A 17,105-nucleotide genomic window follows, 5' to 3' on the forward strand; every position below is an offset into this window, starting at 1 on the left:
TTTTCCTTGAGGCGTGGATTATAGTTAATGAGATTATCCGCTCTTTCCGATGGGATAGCCGCCCCGCAGCCGAGCGCAGACACCGAGATCACCGGCATCACGGCCGATTCTCGCAAGGTGGAGCCGGGCTATCTGTTCGCAGCGCTGCCGGGGGTCAAAGCCGATGGCGCGCGTTTCGTGGCCGAGGCCGAAGCCAAGGGGGCGGCGGCGATTCTGTGCGGCGACACCACGCAGGTCGAATCCCGCCTGCCGGTCGTTCGCGCGTCCGACGCGCGCCGGGCGCTCGCTCTCCTGGCGGCACGCTTTCACGGCGACCGCCAGCCGGAGAGCGTGGTTGCAGTCACCGGCACCAGCGGCAAGACGTCGATCACCACCTTCACCCGCCAGATCTGGGCGCAAGCCGGCATTCCCGCTGCATCGATCGGCACCACCGGCGTCGTCTCTCCCTCCAAGGATATCTACGGCTCTCTGACCACGCCCGATCCGGTAGCGCTGTCCGCCGTCATGGCCGAGTTGGCCGACGAAGGCGTGACGCACGCCGCGATGGAAGCGTCGAGCCATGGCATTGATCAGCGTCGTCTCGACGGCATCCGGCTTGCCGCTGCGGCCTTCAGCAATCTCGGCCGCGACCACCTCGACTACCATCCGACGCTGGACGACTATTTCCAGGCCAAGATGCGGCTCTTCCGTTCGTTGTTGCCGAAAGGCGCACCGGCGGTGGTGTTTGCCGACGACGCCTGGTCGGAGCGCGCCGAAGAGGTGATCCGGGCCGAGGGCGCCGAGGTTCTCACGGTCGGGCGTCGCGGATCGTTCCTCAAGCTGAAGCGGCTCGAACTCCAGCGCCGGCTCCAGGTGGGCGAGATCGAAGCCGATGGACGGAACTTCCGCGTCGTGCTGCCGCTGGCCGGCGAGTTTCAGATGTTCAACGCGCTCGTTGCGGCAGGGTTGGCCATCGCCACCGGATTGGATGCCGAAAAGGCTCTGGCCGCGCTGGAGCATATCAAGGGGGCGTCGGGCCGGCTGGATCTGGCCGCCACGACGTCCGACGGCGTCCCGATCTTCGTCGACTACGCCCACAAGCCCGAGGCGCTCGAGAACGTGCTCGCCTCGGTGCGGCCGTTCACGACGGGTCGGGTGATCGTCGTTTTCGGCTGCGGCGGCGACCGCGACCGCGGCAAGCGTCCCATCATGGGCGAGATCGCCACCCGTCTGGCCGATGTCGCCATCGTCACCGATGACAATCCGCGGTCCGAGGAGCCCGCTGCGATCCGCTCCGAGATCATGGCTGCGGCCAAGGGGGCGATCGAGATCGGCGATCGCCGCGAAGCCATCCGCCACGCCGTGGCCGAGGCGCACGCGGGCGATACGGTGGTGGTCGCCGGCAAGGGACACGAAAACGGCCAGACGATCGGCACGACGACGATTCCGTTCAGCGACGACGAGGAGATTCGTGCCGCCGTCTCGGAGAGCGGCCGATGAGCGAAACTCTCTGGGATATGGACGCGATCGTCGCCGCCACACAGGGCCGGCCGATGGGCGACGTTCCGGCCGCCGTCACCGGCCTGTCGATCGACACGCGGACCCTGCAGGATGGCGAAGCCTTCTTCGCCATCAAGGGCGAGCGGTTCGATGGGCATTCGTTTCTGACGGCCGCTGCCGCAGCCGGCGCCTCGGTTCTGGTGGTCGCCGAACAGAGGCTGCCGGCGCTCGGTCGCGTCCAGGCGCCGCTGCTCGTCGTCGACGACGTGCTGATGTCGCTCGGCCGGCTGGCCGAAGCCGCCAGGGCGCGCAGCAAGGCGCGGATCATCGCGGTTACCGGCAGTGTCGGCAAGACCACGACCAAGGAGGCGCTGCGTCACGCCTTGTCGGCATGCGGCTCGGTGCATGCATCGACCGCTTCGTTCAACAATCATTGGGGCGTGCCGCTGAGCCTGGCCCGATTGCCGGCCGAGGCTCGCTTCGGCGTGTTCGAGATCGGCATGAACCACGCCGGCGAGATTCGACCGCTCACCCAGCTCGTGCGCCCCGATGTCGGCATCGTCACGCTGATCGCGCCGGCTCATCTCGGCCATTTCCGAGACCTGGACGAGATCGCCGAGGCCAAGGCCGAAATCTTCGAAGGCATTGTGCCCGGCGGCACGGCGCTGCTCAACGCCGACGATCCGCAGAGCGTGCGGCTCGCCACCATGGCGCGTCAGGCCGGCGTCAAGACCATCAAGACCTTTGGCGAGGCGGTTGGTGCCGACTATCGGCTGACCGGTTTCGAGCCGTCGAGCGAAGGCAGCCGGATGACCGCTACGATCGCCGGCCAGGACGTCGTGGTGCATCTGCCGGTGGCCGGCCGGCATACGGTTCAGAATATCCTCGCCGTGCTGGGCGCTGCCGATCTGGTGGGCGCCGATCTGCAGGCCTGCGCCGATGCCCTGGCGTCTTGGCGCAGCGTCAAGGGGCGGGGGCAGCGGCATCGGCTGACGACGCCGGACGGCGGCCGCATCGTGCTGATCGACGACAGCTACAACGCCAATCCCGCCTCGGTGAAGGCGGCGATCGAGGTTCTCGGCGCGGCGGAGCCGACGGGTGAGGGACGGCGCATCGCCGTTCTCGGCGACATGCGAGAACTCGGCGACAGGGCCCCGGACCTGCATGCCGAACTGGCCGAGCCGCTGATCGCGGCGGGCGTCGGTCAAGTGCTGCTGGCCGGCGAGGCGATGACGGCGCTGCGCGACGCCATCGGCGACAGGCTGTCCTGCGACTGGTACGACGATGCCGGTGCCCTGGGGCCGAACCTGCTGAGGCAGGTGCGCGCCGGCGACGTGGTACTCGTCAAGGCATCGCTGGCGATGGCCTTCGGCAAGCTGGTGGATCGCCTGATCGAACAGTTTCCTGCGCCTGGCGAACCCGCCGATCCGGCCTCGGCACCCCCCGATCCCGACGGCGCCACATCCTCCTCCGGCGCCGAGGAGGCCTGATCCATGCTCGCTTATCTTGGAACGCTGGGCGACCAGGTTCAGGTCTTCAACGTGTTTCGCTACCTGACCTTTCGCACGGGCAGCGCCATCATCACGTCCTTCATCACGGTGTTCCTGTTCGGACCGGCGATCATCGCCAGCCTGCGTGTCCGCCAGGGCCGGGGGCAGCCGATCCGCGCCGACGGGCCGCAAACCCATTTCAAGAAGGCCGGCACGCCCACCATGGGCGGGTTGATGATCATGTCCGGCGTGCTCGTCGCCACGCTGCTCTGGGCCGACCTGACCAACGTCTATGTGTGGACCGTTCTCCTGGTCACGGTCGGCTTCGGCGCGATCGGCTTCTACGACGACTATCTCAAGGTCACCAAGCAAAGCCACATGGGCTTTTCCGGCAAATCGCGGCTCGCGCTGGAATTCCTGATCGCCGGCCTTGCCAGCGCGGCGATGATCTGGGCCGGGACGGGAAGCTTCGCAACGTCGCTCGCCTTCCCGTTCGTCAAGCAGCTGCTGCTTGACCTGGGCTGGTTCTACGTCGCGTTCGCGGCCTTTGTGATCGTCGGCGCCGGCAATGCGGTGAACCTGACCGACGGCCTGGACGGTCTGGCGATCGTGCCGATCATGATCGCGGTTTCCGCCTTGGGGCTGATCGCCTATCTCGCCGGCAACGTGAATTTCGCCAACTATCTCCAGATCCACTACGTGCTCGGCACCGGCGAGCTTGCGGTGCTGTGCGGCGCGGTCATCGGGGCCGGCCTCGGTTTTCTCTGGTTCAACGCGCCGCCGGCCGCCATCTTCATGGGCGACACCGGGTCGCTGGCCCTGGGGGGCATGACCGGCGCCATTGCGGTCGCCACCAAGCACGAGATCGTCCTCGGCATCATCGGCGGGCTGTTCGTCATCGAGGCGCTGTCGGTGATCATCCAGGTCGGCTCCTTCAAGCTGACCGGCAAGCGCGTCTTCCTGATGGCGCCGATCCATCATCATTTCGAAAAGCTCGGCTGGACCGAGAGCCAAGTGGTGGTCCGCTTCTGGATCATCGCCTTCCTGCTCGCCTTCCTTGGGCTCTCGACCCTGAAACTGAGGTAAGCAGACAATGATTCCGGCGTCGTCATGGGCTGGCAAACGTGTTGCACTGTTCGGGCTCGGCGGCTCCGGCCGGGTCACGGCCGAGGCCCTGGTGAAAGGCGGAGCCGAGGTCGTCGCCTGGGATGACAATTCCGCCGCCGTGGCGACAGCGGCCGAGGCGGGCATCACGACGGCCGACCTTCGGCAGGCCGACTGGTCTGCCTTTGCCGCGCTCGTGCTGTCGCCAGGCGTGCCACTGACGCATCCGCGTCCGCACTGGTCGGCCCAGCTTGCGCAGGCCGCCGGCGTCGAGATCGTCGGCGATATCGAGCTGTTTGCGCGCGAACGCCGCGAAGGCGCGCCGCAGGCGCCATTCATCGCCATCACCGGCACCAACGGCAAGTCCACGACCACCGCGCTGATTGCCCATTGCCTGAAGGCGAGCGGCCGCGACACGCAGCTCGGCGGCAATATCGGCGTGGCCGTGATGAACCTTGATCCGCCGGCCCCCGACCGCTTCTACGTGGTGGAATGCTCGTCCTACCAGATCGATCTCGCGCCCTCGCTGGCGCCCTCGGTGGGCCTGCTCCTCAACGTGACGCCGGATCACATCGACCGGCACGGCACGATCGACAACTACGCCGCGATCAAGGCGCGGCTGGTCAAGGCGTCCGACCTCGCCGTGGTGGGGGTCGACGATGATTTCTGCCGGCGGATAGCCGACGAGATCGAAGCGGCGGGCGGCCGGGTCACGCGAATCTCGAAGGAGCGCGAACTGGCCGACGGCGTCTTCTTCGATGGCGAGGCCGTCGTGCGGCGCCGCCCCGGCACCGGCGACACGGTATTTCCGCTCGCCGGGATCGGCTCCCTGCGCGGCCGTCACAACGGTCAGAACGCGGCGGCAGCCGTGGCCACTCTGGAGGCCTGCGACCTCACCAACGAGGAAATCCGGGCGGGACTCCAAACCTTTCCGGGCCTCGCCCATCGCATGGAAGAAGTGGGGCGGCTCGGCCGCGTGCTCTTCGTCAACGATTCCAAGGCGACCAACGCCGATGCATGCGCGCCGGCGCTGTCCTCTTTTCCTCGCATCCACTGGATTGCCGGCGGACGGCCCAAGGCAGGCGGCATCACCTCGCTGGCCGAGTTTTTCCCGCGCATCGCCAAGGCCTATCTGATCGGCGAGGCGGCGGAGGATTTCGCGGCCACTCTTGGTAAACGGATTCCTAACGAAATCTCGCATACTCTCGCGGCCGCCATCGAGCATGCGGCACACGACGCGGCCCAGTCGGGGGAGGAAGAAGTGGTCCTCCTGTCGCCGGCCTGCGCCAGCTTCGATCAGTTCCGCAATTTCGAGGTGCGGGGCGCCGCCTTCCGGGAAGCGGTCGGTCGCCTCGATGGCGTCGAGATATTTCGGAAGGGCTGAGCCATGGCGAGCCGGGCAAATCGCAGCGTCGTGACCGATTGGTGGTGGAGTGTCGACCGTTGGTTCCTGGCGGCCTTCTTCGCCCTGATGGTGGCCGGTGCGGTGCTGTCCTTCGCCGCCAGTCCCCCGGTGGCCGAGCGCATCGGCCTGGAACCCTTCCACTTCGTCAAGCGCCACATCGTCTTCCTGATTCCGTCCGCGGCGGTGATGCTCGGCTGCTCCATGCTGTCGCCGCGCGGGGTGCGCCGGGCATCGCTCATCCTGTTCGCCGCCTCGCTGGTCCTGATGGTCATGGCCTTGTTCTTCGGCACCGAGATCAAGGGTGCCCGCCGCTGGATGGATTTCGGGCCGCTGTCGATCCAGCCGTCGGAATTCATGAAGCCCGCCTTTATCGTGCTGTGCGCTTGGCTGTTCGCCGAGGGCACGCGCCGGCCGGAGATCCCCGGCAACCTTTTTGCCATCATCCTGCTCTTCGTCGTGGCGGCGCTGCTGGTCGCCCAGCCCGATCTCGGCCAGACCATCCTGATCGCCTCGGCCTGGGGCGGCTTGTTCTTCATGGCGGGCATGCCGTGGCTGTGGATTGCGGTGCTCGGCGGCTTGGGACTGGGCGGCTTCTTTTCCGCCTATATCGTGTTTCCGCACGTCGCCAGCCGCATCGACCGCTTCATGACGGGCGAGGGCGACACCTTCCAGACCGACACGGCGCGCGAGGCGATCATCAGCGGCGGCTGGCTCGGACAGGGGCCGGGCGAGGGAACCGTCAAGCGCCTCTTGCCCGACAGCCATACCGACTTCGCCTTCTCGGTGCTGGCCGAGGAATACGGCATCATCGCCTGCATGGTGCTGGCCTCGATCTTCTGCCTGATCGTGGTGCGCGGCCTGTCGGTGGCGCTGAATCAGCGCGACGGTTTCTCGCGGCTCGCGATCTCGGGGCTCGTCCTGCTGTTCGGCCTGCAATCGATCATCAACATGGCGGTCAACCTCCAACTGATGCCCGCGAAGGGCATGACGCTGCCCTTCATCTCTTATGGCGGGTCGTCGATGATGGCGGTCGCCATCAGTGCCGGCTTCATCCTGGCTCTGACGCGCAAGCGCCCTGAGAACCGGTCGCAAACCGACCGTCTGGTCGAGCGCACCGCCGCCTACACCAGCGCCTGAAGACGGCGCCACAAGGCTGCCGCGATCCTGGTGCGCAAGGGATAGCGGCGCCATCCGACCGTGTCCCTTGCGTTTCCGCCGCGTCCCATGTCCTGGAGTGCTCAATGCCCGCATCCTCGAGCCGATTGATCCTGCTGTGTGCCGGCGGCACGGGTGGGCATCTGTTTCCGGCCGAGGCCCTGGCTCATGAGCTTGGCTCGCGCGGTCTGACCGTGCACCTGGCGACCGACGAGCGGGCGGGGCGCTTCGCCGGCCATTTCCCGGCGGCGGAGATCCATGTCGTGCCGTCGGCGACGTTCGGCTCGAAGAACCCGCTGGCCGTGGCTCGCTCCGCCCTGACGCTGTGGAAGGGATTTCGCACGGCCAAGGCGCTGATCGCCCGGCTGCGGCCGGACGTGGTGGTCGGCTTTGGCGGCTATCCGACCGTACCGCCGCTGCTAGCGGCAAGCCGAGCCGGGCTCTCGACCATGGTGCAGGAACAGAACGCCGTGATGGGGCGCGCCAACCGGTTCCTGGCCCGCCGCGTCGATCGGGTCGCGGCCGGCTTCCCGCAGGAGAAGGTCGAGCCGGCGGTCGCCGGCAAGATCGTCGTCACCGGCAATCCGGTGCGGCAGGCCGCCGTGGAGGCCGCCAGAGTGCCGTACCAGCCGTCGCGGGAGGGCGAGCCATTTCGCCTGCTCGTCTTCGGCGGCAGCCAGGGCGCCCGATTCTTTTCCGATAGGATGCCGCAGGCGGTCGCCAAGCTCCCCGATTGCTTGCGGAGCCGTCTCCGAATCGTGCAGCAGGCGCGGCCGGAGGACGAGGAGCGGGTGAAGGCGTCTTACGGCGAACTCGGCGTGGCCGCCGAGGTCTCGCCCTTTTTCTCCGACATGCCTGCGCGGATCGCGGCTGCCCATCTCGTGGTCTCGCGGTCGGGCGCTTCGACAGTGCAGGAACTATCGATCATCGGCCGCCCGGCACTGCTGGTGCCGCTGCCGCATGCGCTCGACGACGACCAGGGGCACAACGCGCAGGTGTTGGTCGATGCCGGCGGCGCGGTGATGCGACGCCAGCCGACGATCGACGCCGGCAGTCTTGCGAACGATATCGCCGCTTTGGCGGGCGACCCCGATCGTCTCGCCGGGATGGCTGCCGCGGCCAAGGGCGCAGGCCGTCCCGACGCGACGCAGTTGCTTGCCGATCTGGTTGCCTCTATGCCCGGCAGAACGACGGCAAAGCCATGAAAAGACAAGGAGTGCGGCCATGAAGGCGATGAAGATGGCCCCCAATATCGGTCCGGTCCATTTCATCGGGATCGGCGGCATCGGCATGAGCGGCATCGCCGAGGTGCTGGTCAATCTCGGCTACACCGTGCAGGGCTCGGACCAGGCGGAGAACGCCAACGTGCAGCGCCTGCGCGGCCTGGGCGTCGAGGTTTCGGTCGGCCATCGCGCGGAGAATCTCGGCAAGGCCGAGGTCGTCGTCGTTTCGACCGCCATCAAGCGCTCCAACCCCGAGCTGATGGCGGCGCGCGAGCGCCTGCTGCCGATCGTCCGCCGCGCCGAGATGCTGGCCGAGCTGATGCGTTTCCGCCAAGCGATCGCCATCGGCGGCACGCATGGCAAGACGACGACCACGTCGATGGTCGCGACGCTGCTCGATGCCGGCGGCCTCGATCCGACCGTGGTCAACGGTGGCATCATCAATGCCTACGGCACCAATGCCCGAATGGGCGAGGGCGACTGGATGGTGGTGGAGGCCGACGAGTCCGACGGCACCTTCCTGAAGCTGCCGGCCGACATCGCCGTCGTCACCAACATCGATCCCGAACACCTCGACCACTACGGCACCTTCGATGCCGTGAAGGAGGCCTTCAAGGGGTTTGTCGAGAACGTTCCCTTCTATGGCTTCGCCGTGATGTGTCTCGACCATCCGGTCGTCCAGAGCCTGGTGTCGGAGATCGAGGACCGCCGAATCATCACCTATGGCGAGACCATCCAGGCCGATGCCCGTTTCGGCAATGTGCGCGTCGACGGTCCGAAATCGATCTTCGACGTCACCATCCGCGACCGGGTGACCGGCCAATCGGACGAGATCGCCGGCCTCGTCCTGCCGATGCCCGGCCTTCACAACGTTTCCAACGCCACGGCCGCCATCGCCGTCGCCCACCGGCTCGGCATTCCGGCCGACGACATCCGCAAGGGCCTCGCCGGCTTCGGCGGGGTGAAGCGGCGCTTCACTCACACCGGCTCGACGAACGGCGTCGACGTCTATGACGATTACGGCCATCACCCGGTGGAGATTCGCGCCGTGCTCGCCGCCGCGCGGCGTTCGGCCGGCCGCCGCGTCATCGCGGTGGTGCAGCCGCATCGCTACACCCGGCTGCAAAGCCTGTTTTCCGAATTCGCCGCCTGCTTCAACGACGCCGACTCGGTGGTTCTCGCGCCGGTCTATGCCGCGGGCGAGGAACCGATCGAGTTCGTCAATTCGCAGATGCTGGCCGAACGCATGAAGCTTGGCGGCCATCGCGACGTGCGCCTGATCGACGATCCGAGCGAGCTTGCACCGTTGATCGACACGATGGCCGAACCCGGCGACATGGTGATCTGCCTCGGGGCAGGCTCGATCACCAACTGGGCCTATGCGCTGCCGGGTGAATTGGCGGCGATCCGGAAGATGGGCCCGGCCTGAACCGGGGAGGCGTCGTCGAGACGCCCGGCGATCGGCCTCTTGAGGCGCGCCCCTGGTGGCCGCTCTTCACTTCGCCGTTATCGCTCGGGGCATTCGGTGAGGGCGCTCGCAGGACCGTGGGCAGGCCTCTCGGCGCCTCGCGCCAGGGCGCGAGGCCGGCCGCGCCGGGAGGAAAAGATGAGAAGCGTCAAGCGCTTCTTCGCCGGATCGGTGTTCGTGGCCAGCCAAAAGTCAGCCTCGCACCGGAAAAGAGCCTTACAACTTCTTGCCAAGGCCGAGGGTGGTTAACCAGCGTTTAACCATCCCCGAGCCAAGAATGGTCGCGTAGCGTGGCAGGAATAGGCTCTTCCGGTCGATGACCAAGCATGTCGCAGTTTTGATGGGCGGATTTTCCTCGGAGAGGCCAGTCAGTCTGGCTTCCGGGAAGGCGTGCGCCGATACGTTGGAGGCCGAAGGCTTCCGCGTGACCCGCGTGGACGTCGATCACGCGGTCGCGGAAACGCTTGCCGCGCTCCGTCCGGACGTCGCCTTCAATGCCCTGCATGGCCCGTTCGGCGAGGATGGGACGCTCCAGGGCATCCTGGAATTTCTTGAGATCCCCTACACCCACTCCGGCGTGCTCGCCTCGGCGCTCGCCATGGACAAGGAGCGGGCGAAGATCATCGCTTCCGCCTCTGGCCTTCCAGTGGCGGAGGCCAAGGTGCTGCACCGGCTGGAGGCTGCCAAGTCGCACGTCCTGCCGCCGCCCTATGTGGCCAAGCCGGTCCGCGAAGGGTCGAGCTTCGGTGTTCTGATCGTCAAGGAAGATCAGGCGCAGCCGCCGCAGGAGCTCTATTCGAGTGAATGGAGCTACGGCGACATGGTGATCGTGGAGCGCTTCGTGCACGGCCGTGACCTCACCTGTGCCGTTATGGGCGATCGCGTGCTCGGCGTCTGCGATATCATTCCGCAGGGTCACAGCTTCTACGATTACGATGCCAAATACGCGCCGGGTGGCTCGCGCCATGTCGTGCCGGCCGAAATTCCCGCCGACGTCTATCGCAAGGTCCAGGATTGTGCGCTGGCGGCGCATCGGGCGCTCGGCTGCCGCGGCATTTCGCGCTCGGACTTCCGCTATGACGACCGGCCCAACGGCACGGGCGAGCTGATCTGGCTCGAAATCAACACGCAGCCGGGCATGACGCCGACCTCTTTGGTGCCGGACATCGCAGCCGCCGAAGGTCTCACCTTCGGCAACATCTTGACCTGGTTGGTGGGAGACGCATCGTGTCGGCGCTAATCTCGCAAAACCATTTCGACATGGATGGCAACGGCCGCCTGAGCCGTCTCGCCTTCCGTATGTCGCTTCTGGGGCGCCGCCTGACGTCGGCCGCCGACGATCTCGGCCGTCTTCGTGCTCCGCGTTTCGGCGTGCTGGCCGTGGTGGTGCTCGGTTCGAGCGGTCTCTACGGCATGGCGCTCGGCGGCCATACGACGGCCGTGGTCGATGCGCTTGCTCAGCCGGTCGGCTTCTCCATCGATCAGATCGACGTTGCCGGGAACACCGAGACGACCGAAATCGACGTTCTCCAGGCGCTCTGGCAGACCGGTTCCTCCAGTCTGGTGTCGCTCGACGCCGATGCGGCGCGCGAGACGCTGGAGGCGATGCCGTGGATCGCCAGCGCGTCGGTCCAGAAGATCTATCCCGATCGGGTCGACATTGCCCTGGTCGAGCGCCAGCCGTTCGCGCTGTGGCAGCGCGGTCGCGACCTCTTCGTCATCGACCACGACGGACGCGAGATCGTGCCTTACTCCGGCAGTCGCTTCTCCAATCTGCCGCTGGTCGTCGGGCAGGGCGCCGAACAGGAGGCCGCCGACCTCCTCGATACGCTGGAGGTGCTGCCGGCGCTCAAGGCGCGGGTGCGGGCCTATATCCGCGTCGGCGAGCGCCGCTGGGACCTTCGGCTCGACAATGGCGTGACCATTCGCCTGCCCGAAAAGAACCCGGTCGAAGCGGCTGCGGAAGTCATGCGGATGGACAAGGAAGAGGGGCTTCTCGGCCGCGATATCATGGCCGTCGACATGCGCATCGAGGATCAGATGATCATCAAGCTGACGCCTGATGCGGTGGTTCGGCGCAAGGCCGCGCTCAAGGAGCGCGAGAAGATCATGAAGCAGCGCGAGAAGGAGAATCGGGTATGAGCCTCTTTTCTCGCCGCACCGGCGGTCTGCCGCGCCTGAAGGGATTGTCGCGCCGCTCGCGCACCATCTCGGTTCTCGATGTCGGCAGCTCGAAGATCACCTGCCTGATCGCGCGGCTGCGGCCGCGCGCCGAAAGCGAGGTGCTGCCGGGCCGCACCCACGACATCGAAGTCGTCGGCGTCGGTCATCAGCGCTCGCGCGGCATCAAGTCCGGCCTGGTCGTCGATCTCGCCGCCGCCGAACAGTCGATCCGCCATTGCGTCGATACGGCCGAGCGCATGGCCGGCCTGACCATCGAATCGCTGATCGTCTCGCTTACCGCCGGGCGGCTGAAGAGCTTGCGCGGTCGCGGCGAAAGCATGGCGGCGGGCACCACCATCGATGCGGCCGACATCAAGCGCGCGCTGTCGCTGGCCGCCCATGTGCCGATCGAGGACGACCGGCTGGTGCTGCACTCGCTACCCTTCGACATGAGTCTCGACGGCGAAAGCGGCATCGACAATCCGGAAGGCATGATGGGCCGGCAGCTCTGTGCCCACATGCATGTGCTGACGGCGGAAGAGACGCCGCTGCGCAATCTCGAGGCGGCGATCAACCGGGCTCACCTGTCGGTCGAGGCCTTCGTGGCGACGCCCTATGCCAGCGGCCTGGCGACCCTGGTCGACGACGAGGCGGCCATGGGCTCGGCCTGCATCGACATGGGTTCGGGCTCGACGACCATCGCGATCTTCCAGAACGGCCGCTTCGTCTATGCCGACTCGATCGCGCTGGGCGGCCACCACATCACCATGGACCTGGCGCGGGGCCTGTCGATCAGCCCCGAGCAGGCTGAGCGTGTCAAAGTCATGCATGGCTGCGCATTGAGCGAGCTGATGGACGATACGCAGATGATCCAAGTGGCCCAATTGGGCGAGGAAGGACGGGATGCGCCGGTCAATGTCGCGCATTCGCTGATCACCCGGATCATCCGGCCGCGCGTCGAGGAGACGTTCGAGCTGATTCGCGACCGGCTGGCCGCTTCGGGGCTGGGCCACGTGATCGGCAAGCGCGTGGTCGTCACTGGAGGTGCCTGCCAGCTGGCGGGGCTGGCGGATACGGCCCGTTCGATCATGCAGCGCAACGTGCGTCTGGGTCGCCCCTTGGGCGTTTCCGGGCTTACGGCCGCCAACAAGAGCCCGGCCTTCGCGGCCTCGGTCGGTCTCCTGATCTACCCGCAGGTCGCGGCGAGCGAGCGCTTCGCGGACACGTCCGCGCTGGGCTCGACCCTCGATGAGCGTACGCAGTTCGGCCGCCTGGGTGCCTGGCTGCGCCAGAGTTTTTGAGGAATTGGAGGCGGGCCGACCGGCCCCTTCCGGAAGCGACACGCCGCGCGCCGGCGAACCAGTAGTAGAGCAGGCCGACACGGCGAGGCGGCCATCGCAAGAAGGAAAAGGACATGCCCATCAACCTGGAAAAGCCGGACCTGACCGAGCTGAAGCCCCGCATCACCGTGTTCGGTGTCGGCGGTGGCGGCTGCAACGCCGTCAACAACATGATCAACGCCGGTCTGGAAGGCGTCGATTTCGTGATCGCCAACACCGACGCGCAGGCTCTGCGCTCGTCGCGTGCGGAACGCATCATCCAGATGGGCGTGGCGGTCACCGAAGGTCTCGGTGCCGGCTCGCAGCCGGAAGTCGGCCGCGCGGCCGCTGAGGAATCCATCGACGAGATCTGCGATCATCTGATGGGCGCGCATATGTGCTTCGTCACGGCCGGCATGGGCGGCGGTACGGGCACCGGCGCGGCGCCGGTGGTGGCGCGTGCGGCCCGCGAGAAGGGCATCCTGACCGTCGGCGTGGTGACGAAGCCGTTCCACTTCGAGGGCCAGCGCCGTCTGCGCATTGCCGAGCAGGGGATCGAGGACCTGCAGAAGAATGTCGACACTCTGATCGTCATTCCGAACCAGAACCTCTTCCGCATCGCCAACGACAAGACCACGTTCGCCGACGCCTTCGCGATGGCCGACCAGGTGCTCTATTCCGGCGTCGCCTGCATCACCGACCTGATGGTCAAGGAAGGCCTGATCAATCTCGACTTCGCCGACGTCCGTTCGGTGATGCGCGAGATGGGCAAGGCGATGATGGGTACCGGCGAAGCGTCGGGCGAGGGCCGTGCACTGGCCGCCGCCGAGGCCGCCATCGCCAACCCGCTGCTCGACGAGACCTCGATGAAGGGCGCCAAGGGCCTGCTCATCTCGATCACTGGCGGGCGCGATCTGACCCTGTTCGAGGTCGACGAGGCCGCCACCCGCATCCGCGAGGAGGTCGACCAGGACGCCAACATCATCCTCGGCGCGACGTTCGACGAGAACCTCGAAGGCGTGGTGCGCGTGTCGGTCGTGGCGACCGGCATCGACAAGACCGCCAACGAGTGCTTCGACCGGCCGGTCGAGATCCGCGGCCAGACCATCGCCCCGGCCCCGGCTCAGCGCGCCATGCCCGCGCCGCAGCCGGCCCCTGTGACTGCGCCGGTTCATATGACCGTCGCCGAGCCGGTCGCCGCCGCTCCCATGCCGGCCGAGCCGGTCATGAGCGAGCCCGAACAGGCCGAGCCGCAGGCGGAGCAAGCCATCGAGGCCGAAGACGACTTCACCGCTGCGCTCGAAGCCGAGATGGCTCAGATGGCGCCGGTCGCCTCCGAGCCCCGGCCTGCCCAGGCCGCGCACCGGATGCCGCGGGTCGAAGACTTCCCGCCGGTGGTGCAGGCGCAGCTCGACCATCACAATGCCCGGGCGGCTGAACTGGCTGGCCAGGACGAGCGTGGTCCGATGGGTCTGCTGCGTCGGCTGACCACGGGTCTCGGACGGCGCGAGGGCGAGGAGATGCCGCATCACGAAATGCCGCGTCAGGCGCGCCTTGCCGAGGAGCGTCGGCCGACCGCTCAGGTCGAGCCGAATCCCTATGCTCCGCGCCGCCTGGCCGCCGAATCGAGCGCCCGCCCGGCGCCGCAGAGCCGGCCGATGAGCGAGGACGAACAGTTGGAGATCCCGGCTTTCCTGCGCCGTCAGGCCAACTGATCACCCCTCCGTTGCGCTTCTGACACAATCGCCCGTCGGCCAGCAGGCCGGCGGGCGATTTTAACATGTTGATATTTATGGATTTATGTCTGTCTTTGCCGCTGCCTTGGTAACAACGGGTAAGAAAGCGTGATTTGGTTGAAAAGGCGGCAGCAACTAGGTTTTGCAAGGCCAAAGCCCTTAAGGGGACCTTTGGGCGTGTGCGCATCTCAACCCAAGCGGTTTTGGAAGACGCTGCACGTTGACCCACGTGGATGGCAGCCGTCTTGGAATCCGTTAGAAGGGGCGACCTATTGATGTACCAGCAGACGATCGGCGCGCGTATCGCGTTTGAAGGCGTCGGCGTCCACAGCGGCTGTCTCGTTTCCCTGTGCCTGCTGCCCGCGGAAGACAACACCGGTGTGGTGTTCCAGCGGTTCGACGGCAAGCAAGTGCACGAGATCAAGGCGGTGACGTGGAACGCCGCTCCGGTCGAGCTGGCGACCGTGGTCGGCAATTCGGCCGGCGTGCAGGTGGCCACCATCGAGCATCTGATGGCCGCGCTTTACGCGATGGAGATCGACAACGTCATCGTTCAGCTCGATGGCGACGAAATCCCGATCCTGGACGGCTGCGCGGCGGCGTTCGTCGAAGCGATTGCAGCGGTCGGAACCACGGTTCAGGACACCAAGCGGCAGTATCTGCGTGTACTGAAGCCCGTGCGCGTCGAGACCGAGACCGGCTATGCCGAATACCGACCCTATGCCGGAAGCCGCTTCGAGATCGAAATCGACTTTGCCAATTCGGCGATCGGCCACCAGTCCTATGCCTGCGATCTGGCTCCGGCCTTGTTCCGCAACGAGCTTGCCGGTGCCCGGACCTTTGGGTTCATGGCCGATGTCGAGCGCCTGTGGGCTGCCGGCCGCGCTCTAGGATCGTCGCTCGACAACTCGGTCGTCGTCGGGCACGACGGCCGCGTGATCAACCCCGACGGCCTGCGGTTCACCGACGAATTCGTCCGCCACAAGGCGCTGGACGCGATCGGCGACCAGGCTCTGGCCGGCGCGCGCATCCTGGGCTGCTACCGCTCGTTTCGCGGCGGTCACATGATGAATGCGACGGCTCTGCGGGCCCTTCTGGCGGATGCGACGGCCTACGAGGTGACCGAGCTGCCTTTGGCGCGCCGCAAGACGGTTCGGCATGCGTTGCCGGTCGCTGCGGCGGCTCCGATGTTCGGTCCTCCGACTCTCTGAACGGGGGTCAAGGAACAGCACTTTGAGATCGACCGCCGGGCGAAGGGACCATGTTGCCCTTTCCCGGCGGTTTTCTTTTGGCTGCCGCCGAGGGCGTGGCGGGCTCGGCCATAAAAAAGGCGGGATGCCGAGGCTCAACCGTTGCCGGGAGGTGCTGCCTGGCGTAGAGAGGCGGCATTGTCGATGAGTGGGGACTAGATGGGCATGCGCAACCGGGCGACGAATCGAGCGGCATGGTCGGTGGTGACGCGGCGTCTCGTCGCCGTGGCGCTTGCGGCATCCGTGACGACGAGCCTGTCTGGCTGCATGTCGTCCGACGACGACATCGACGTGATGGCGCTGGCCGCGCAGACCGAGCCGGCCGACGTTCTCTACAATCAGGGCTTGGCCAATCTCGAAGGCGGGCGCCTCACCGAGGCTGCCAAGAAGTTCGACGCCATCGACCGTCAGCATCCCTATTCGGAATGGGCGCGCAAGGCGCTCGTCATGAAGGCCTTCACCAGCTACCGCTCCGGCGAATACGAGGAGGCGGTCACCGCTGCCAAGCGCTACTTGTCGCTCTATCCCGGCAGCGAGGATGCGGCCTACGCGCAGTACATCATCGGCCTGTCCTATTTCCGTCAGATCCCCGACGTGACGCGCGACCAGCGTGCGGCCGCCCGCGCCATGGCGGCCATGCAGGAGGTGGTCGACCGCTATCCGGACTCCGAATATGTGGACGACGCCGCTGCCAAGATCCGTTTCGCGCGCGATCAACTGGCCGGCAAGGAAATGCAGATCGGCCGTTACTATCTGGAGCGGCGCGAATACGTCGCTGCGATCAACCGCTTCAAGCGGGTGGTCGAGGAATACCCGCGCACCCGCCATGTGGAAGAGGCGCTGGCCCGTCTGACCGAAGCCTACTATGCCATGGGGCTGACCCAGGAGGCGCAGGCCGCCGCATCGGTGCTCGGCCAGAACTTCCCCGATTCCGAATGGTACGCCGACAGCTATAAGCTGCTGCAGTCGAAGGGACTGGAGCCGCGCGAGGCCGGTCCGGAATCCTGGTTCTCCGGAATCACGCACACGCTCGTCGGTGCCTGAGGCGCGACGCTGAAAAATTTCAGGCTTTTCAAACCGGCATCGCCCGGCAAGGGAGGGCTGAAAGCGGGAACGCGGTTCGGCTCGAATGTCGCTCGCTCCGAAACGCCCGCGATCGAGCGGCGAGCGCAACGGCGCTCGAAGCCAGGGGGATCGCATTTGGGAATTTGAATTGGCATTTGTTGGTTGAATGGAATCGGATGAGGGCCTGGCTCTGAGAGGAGAAGGCCGATGTCCTGGTTCACGGCGAGCTTTGCCGAGGTTCCGGATCC

General features: G+C 66.5%; 13 protein-coding genes. All 13 read left to right on the forward strand.

Annotated elements, in window-relative coordinates:
• Nucleotides 1-27 precede the first annotated feature (27 nt).
• The 13 genes from SMD10_RS21445 to SMD10_RS21505 all read left to right on the forward strand — a co-directional run bounded on the left by SMD10_RS21445 (nt 28) and on the right by SMD10_RS21505 (nt 16,836).
• Nucleotides 28-1,479, forward strand: coding sequence for a UDP-N-acetylmuramoyl-L-alanyl-D-glutamate--2,6-diaminopimelate ligase (locus SMD10_RS21445; protein WP_331687784.1), 1,452 nt, complete (start codon nt 28-30; stop codon nt 1,477-1,479).
• Nucleotides 1,476-2,969 (forward strand): UDP-N-acetylmuramoylalanyl-D-glutamyl-2,6-diaminopimelate--D-alanyl-D-alanine ligase, encoded by a 1,494-nt coding sequence (locus tag SMD10_RS21450; RefSeq protein ID WP_331687785.1) that lies wholly within the window; start codon nt 1,476-1,478, stop codon nt 2,967-2,969. Before SMD10_RS21445 ends, SMD10_RS21450 begins: the two co-directional genes overlap by 4 nt.
• A gap of 3 nt (nt 2,970-2,972) precedes the next feature.
• The gene (gene mraY / locus SMD10_RS21455) at nt 2,973-4,055 is read left to right on the forward strand and encodes a phospho-N-acetylmuramoyl-pentapeptide-transferase (protein WP_331687786.1); all 1,083 of its coding nucleotides are present in this window, start codon (nt 2,973-2,975) and stop codon (nt 4,053-4,055) included.
• Nucleotides 4,056-4,062: 7 nt separating this feature from the next.
• Nucleotides 4,063-5,457, forward strand: coding sequence for a UDP-N-acetylmuramoyl-L-alanine--D-glutamate ligase (murD, locus tag SMD10_RS21460; protein ID WP_331687787.1), 1,395 nt, complete (start codon nt 4,063-4,065; stop codon nt 5,455-5,457).
• A gap of 3 nt (nt 5,458-5,460) precedes the next feature.
• Nucleotides 5,461-6,615 carry a putative lipid II flippase FtsW gene (ftsW, locus tag SMD10_RS21465; protein ID WP_331687788.1) on the forward strand — a complete coding sequence of 385 codons (1,155 nt, stop codon included), beginning with the start codon at nt 5,461-5,463 and terminating at the stop codon, nt 6,613-6,615.
• Between the two features lie 104 nt (nt 6,616-6,719).
• Nucleotides 6,720-7,838, forward strand: coding sequence for an undecaprenyldiphospho-muramoylpentapeptide beta-N-acetylglucosaminyltransferase (gene murG, locus SMD10_RS21470; RefSeq protein WP_331687789.1), 1,119 nt, complete (start codon nt 6,720-6,722; stop codon nt 7,836-7,838).
• Nucleotides 7,839-7,866: 28 nt separating this feature from the next.
• Complete coding sequence (gene murC, locus SMD10_RS21475; protein ID WP_331687797.1) at nt 7,867-9,285, forward strand: UDP-N-acetylmuramate--L-alanine ligase; 1,419 nt, start codon at nt 7,867-7,869, stop codon at nt 9,283-9,285.
• Nucleotides 9,286-9,640: 355 nt separating this feature from the next.
• On the forward strand, nt 9,641-10,564 hold the full coding sequence (locus SMD10_RS21480; protein ID WP_331687790.1) for a D-alanine--D-alanine ligase: 924 nt from the start codon (nt 9,641-9,643) through the stop codon (nt 10,562-10,564).
• Nucleotides 10,552-11,466, forward strand: a complete 915-nt coding sequence (locus SMD10_RS21485) for a cell division protein FtsQ/DivIB (protein ID WP_331687791.1) — start codon at nt 10,552-10,554, stop codon at nt 11,464-11,466. Before SMD10_RS21480 ends, SMD10_RS21485 begins: the two co-directional genes overlap by 13 nt.
• Entirely contained in the window at nt 11,463-12,788 is a 1,326-nt protein-coding gene (ftsA, locus tag SMD10_RS21490) for a cell division protein FtsA (protein WP_331687792.1), read from the forward strand. Before SMD10_RS21485 ends, ftsA begins: the two co-directional genes overlap by 4 nt.
• A gap of 113 nt (nt 12,789-12,901) precedes the next feature.
• Complete coding sequence (ftsZ, locus tag SMD10_RS21495; RefSeq protein ID WP_331687793.1) at nt 12,902-14,521, forward strand: cell division protein FtsZ; 1,620 nt, start codon at nt 12,902-12,904, stop codon at nt 14,519-14,521.
• A gap of 296 nt (nt 14,522-14,817) precedes the next feature.
• On the forward strand, nt 14,818-15,753 hold the full coding sequence (gene lpxC, locus SMD10_RS21500) for a UDP-3-O-acyl-N-acetylglucosamine deacetylase (protein WP_331687794.1): 936 nt from the start codon (nt 14,818-14,820) through the stop codon (nt 15,751-15,753).
• 204 nt (nt 15,754-15,957) lie between these two features.
• Nucleotides 15,958-16,836, forward strand: coding sequence for an outer membrane protein assembly factor BamD (locus SMD10_RS21505; RefSeq protein ID WP_331687798.1), 879 nt, complete (start codon nt 15,958-15,960; stop codon nt 16,834-16,836).
• The last annotated feature ends 269 nt before the right edge of the window (nt 16,837-17,105 follow it).

This window comes from Consotaella aegiceratis, from assembly GCF_036541425.1.
In the GTDB taxonomy this organism is placed as follows: domain Bacteria; phylum Pseudomonadota; class Alphaproteobacteria; order Rhizobiales; family Rhizobiaceae; genus Consotaella; species Consotaella aegiceratis.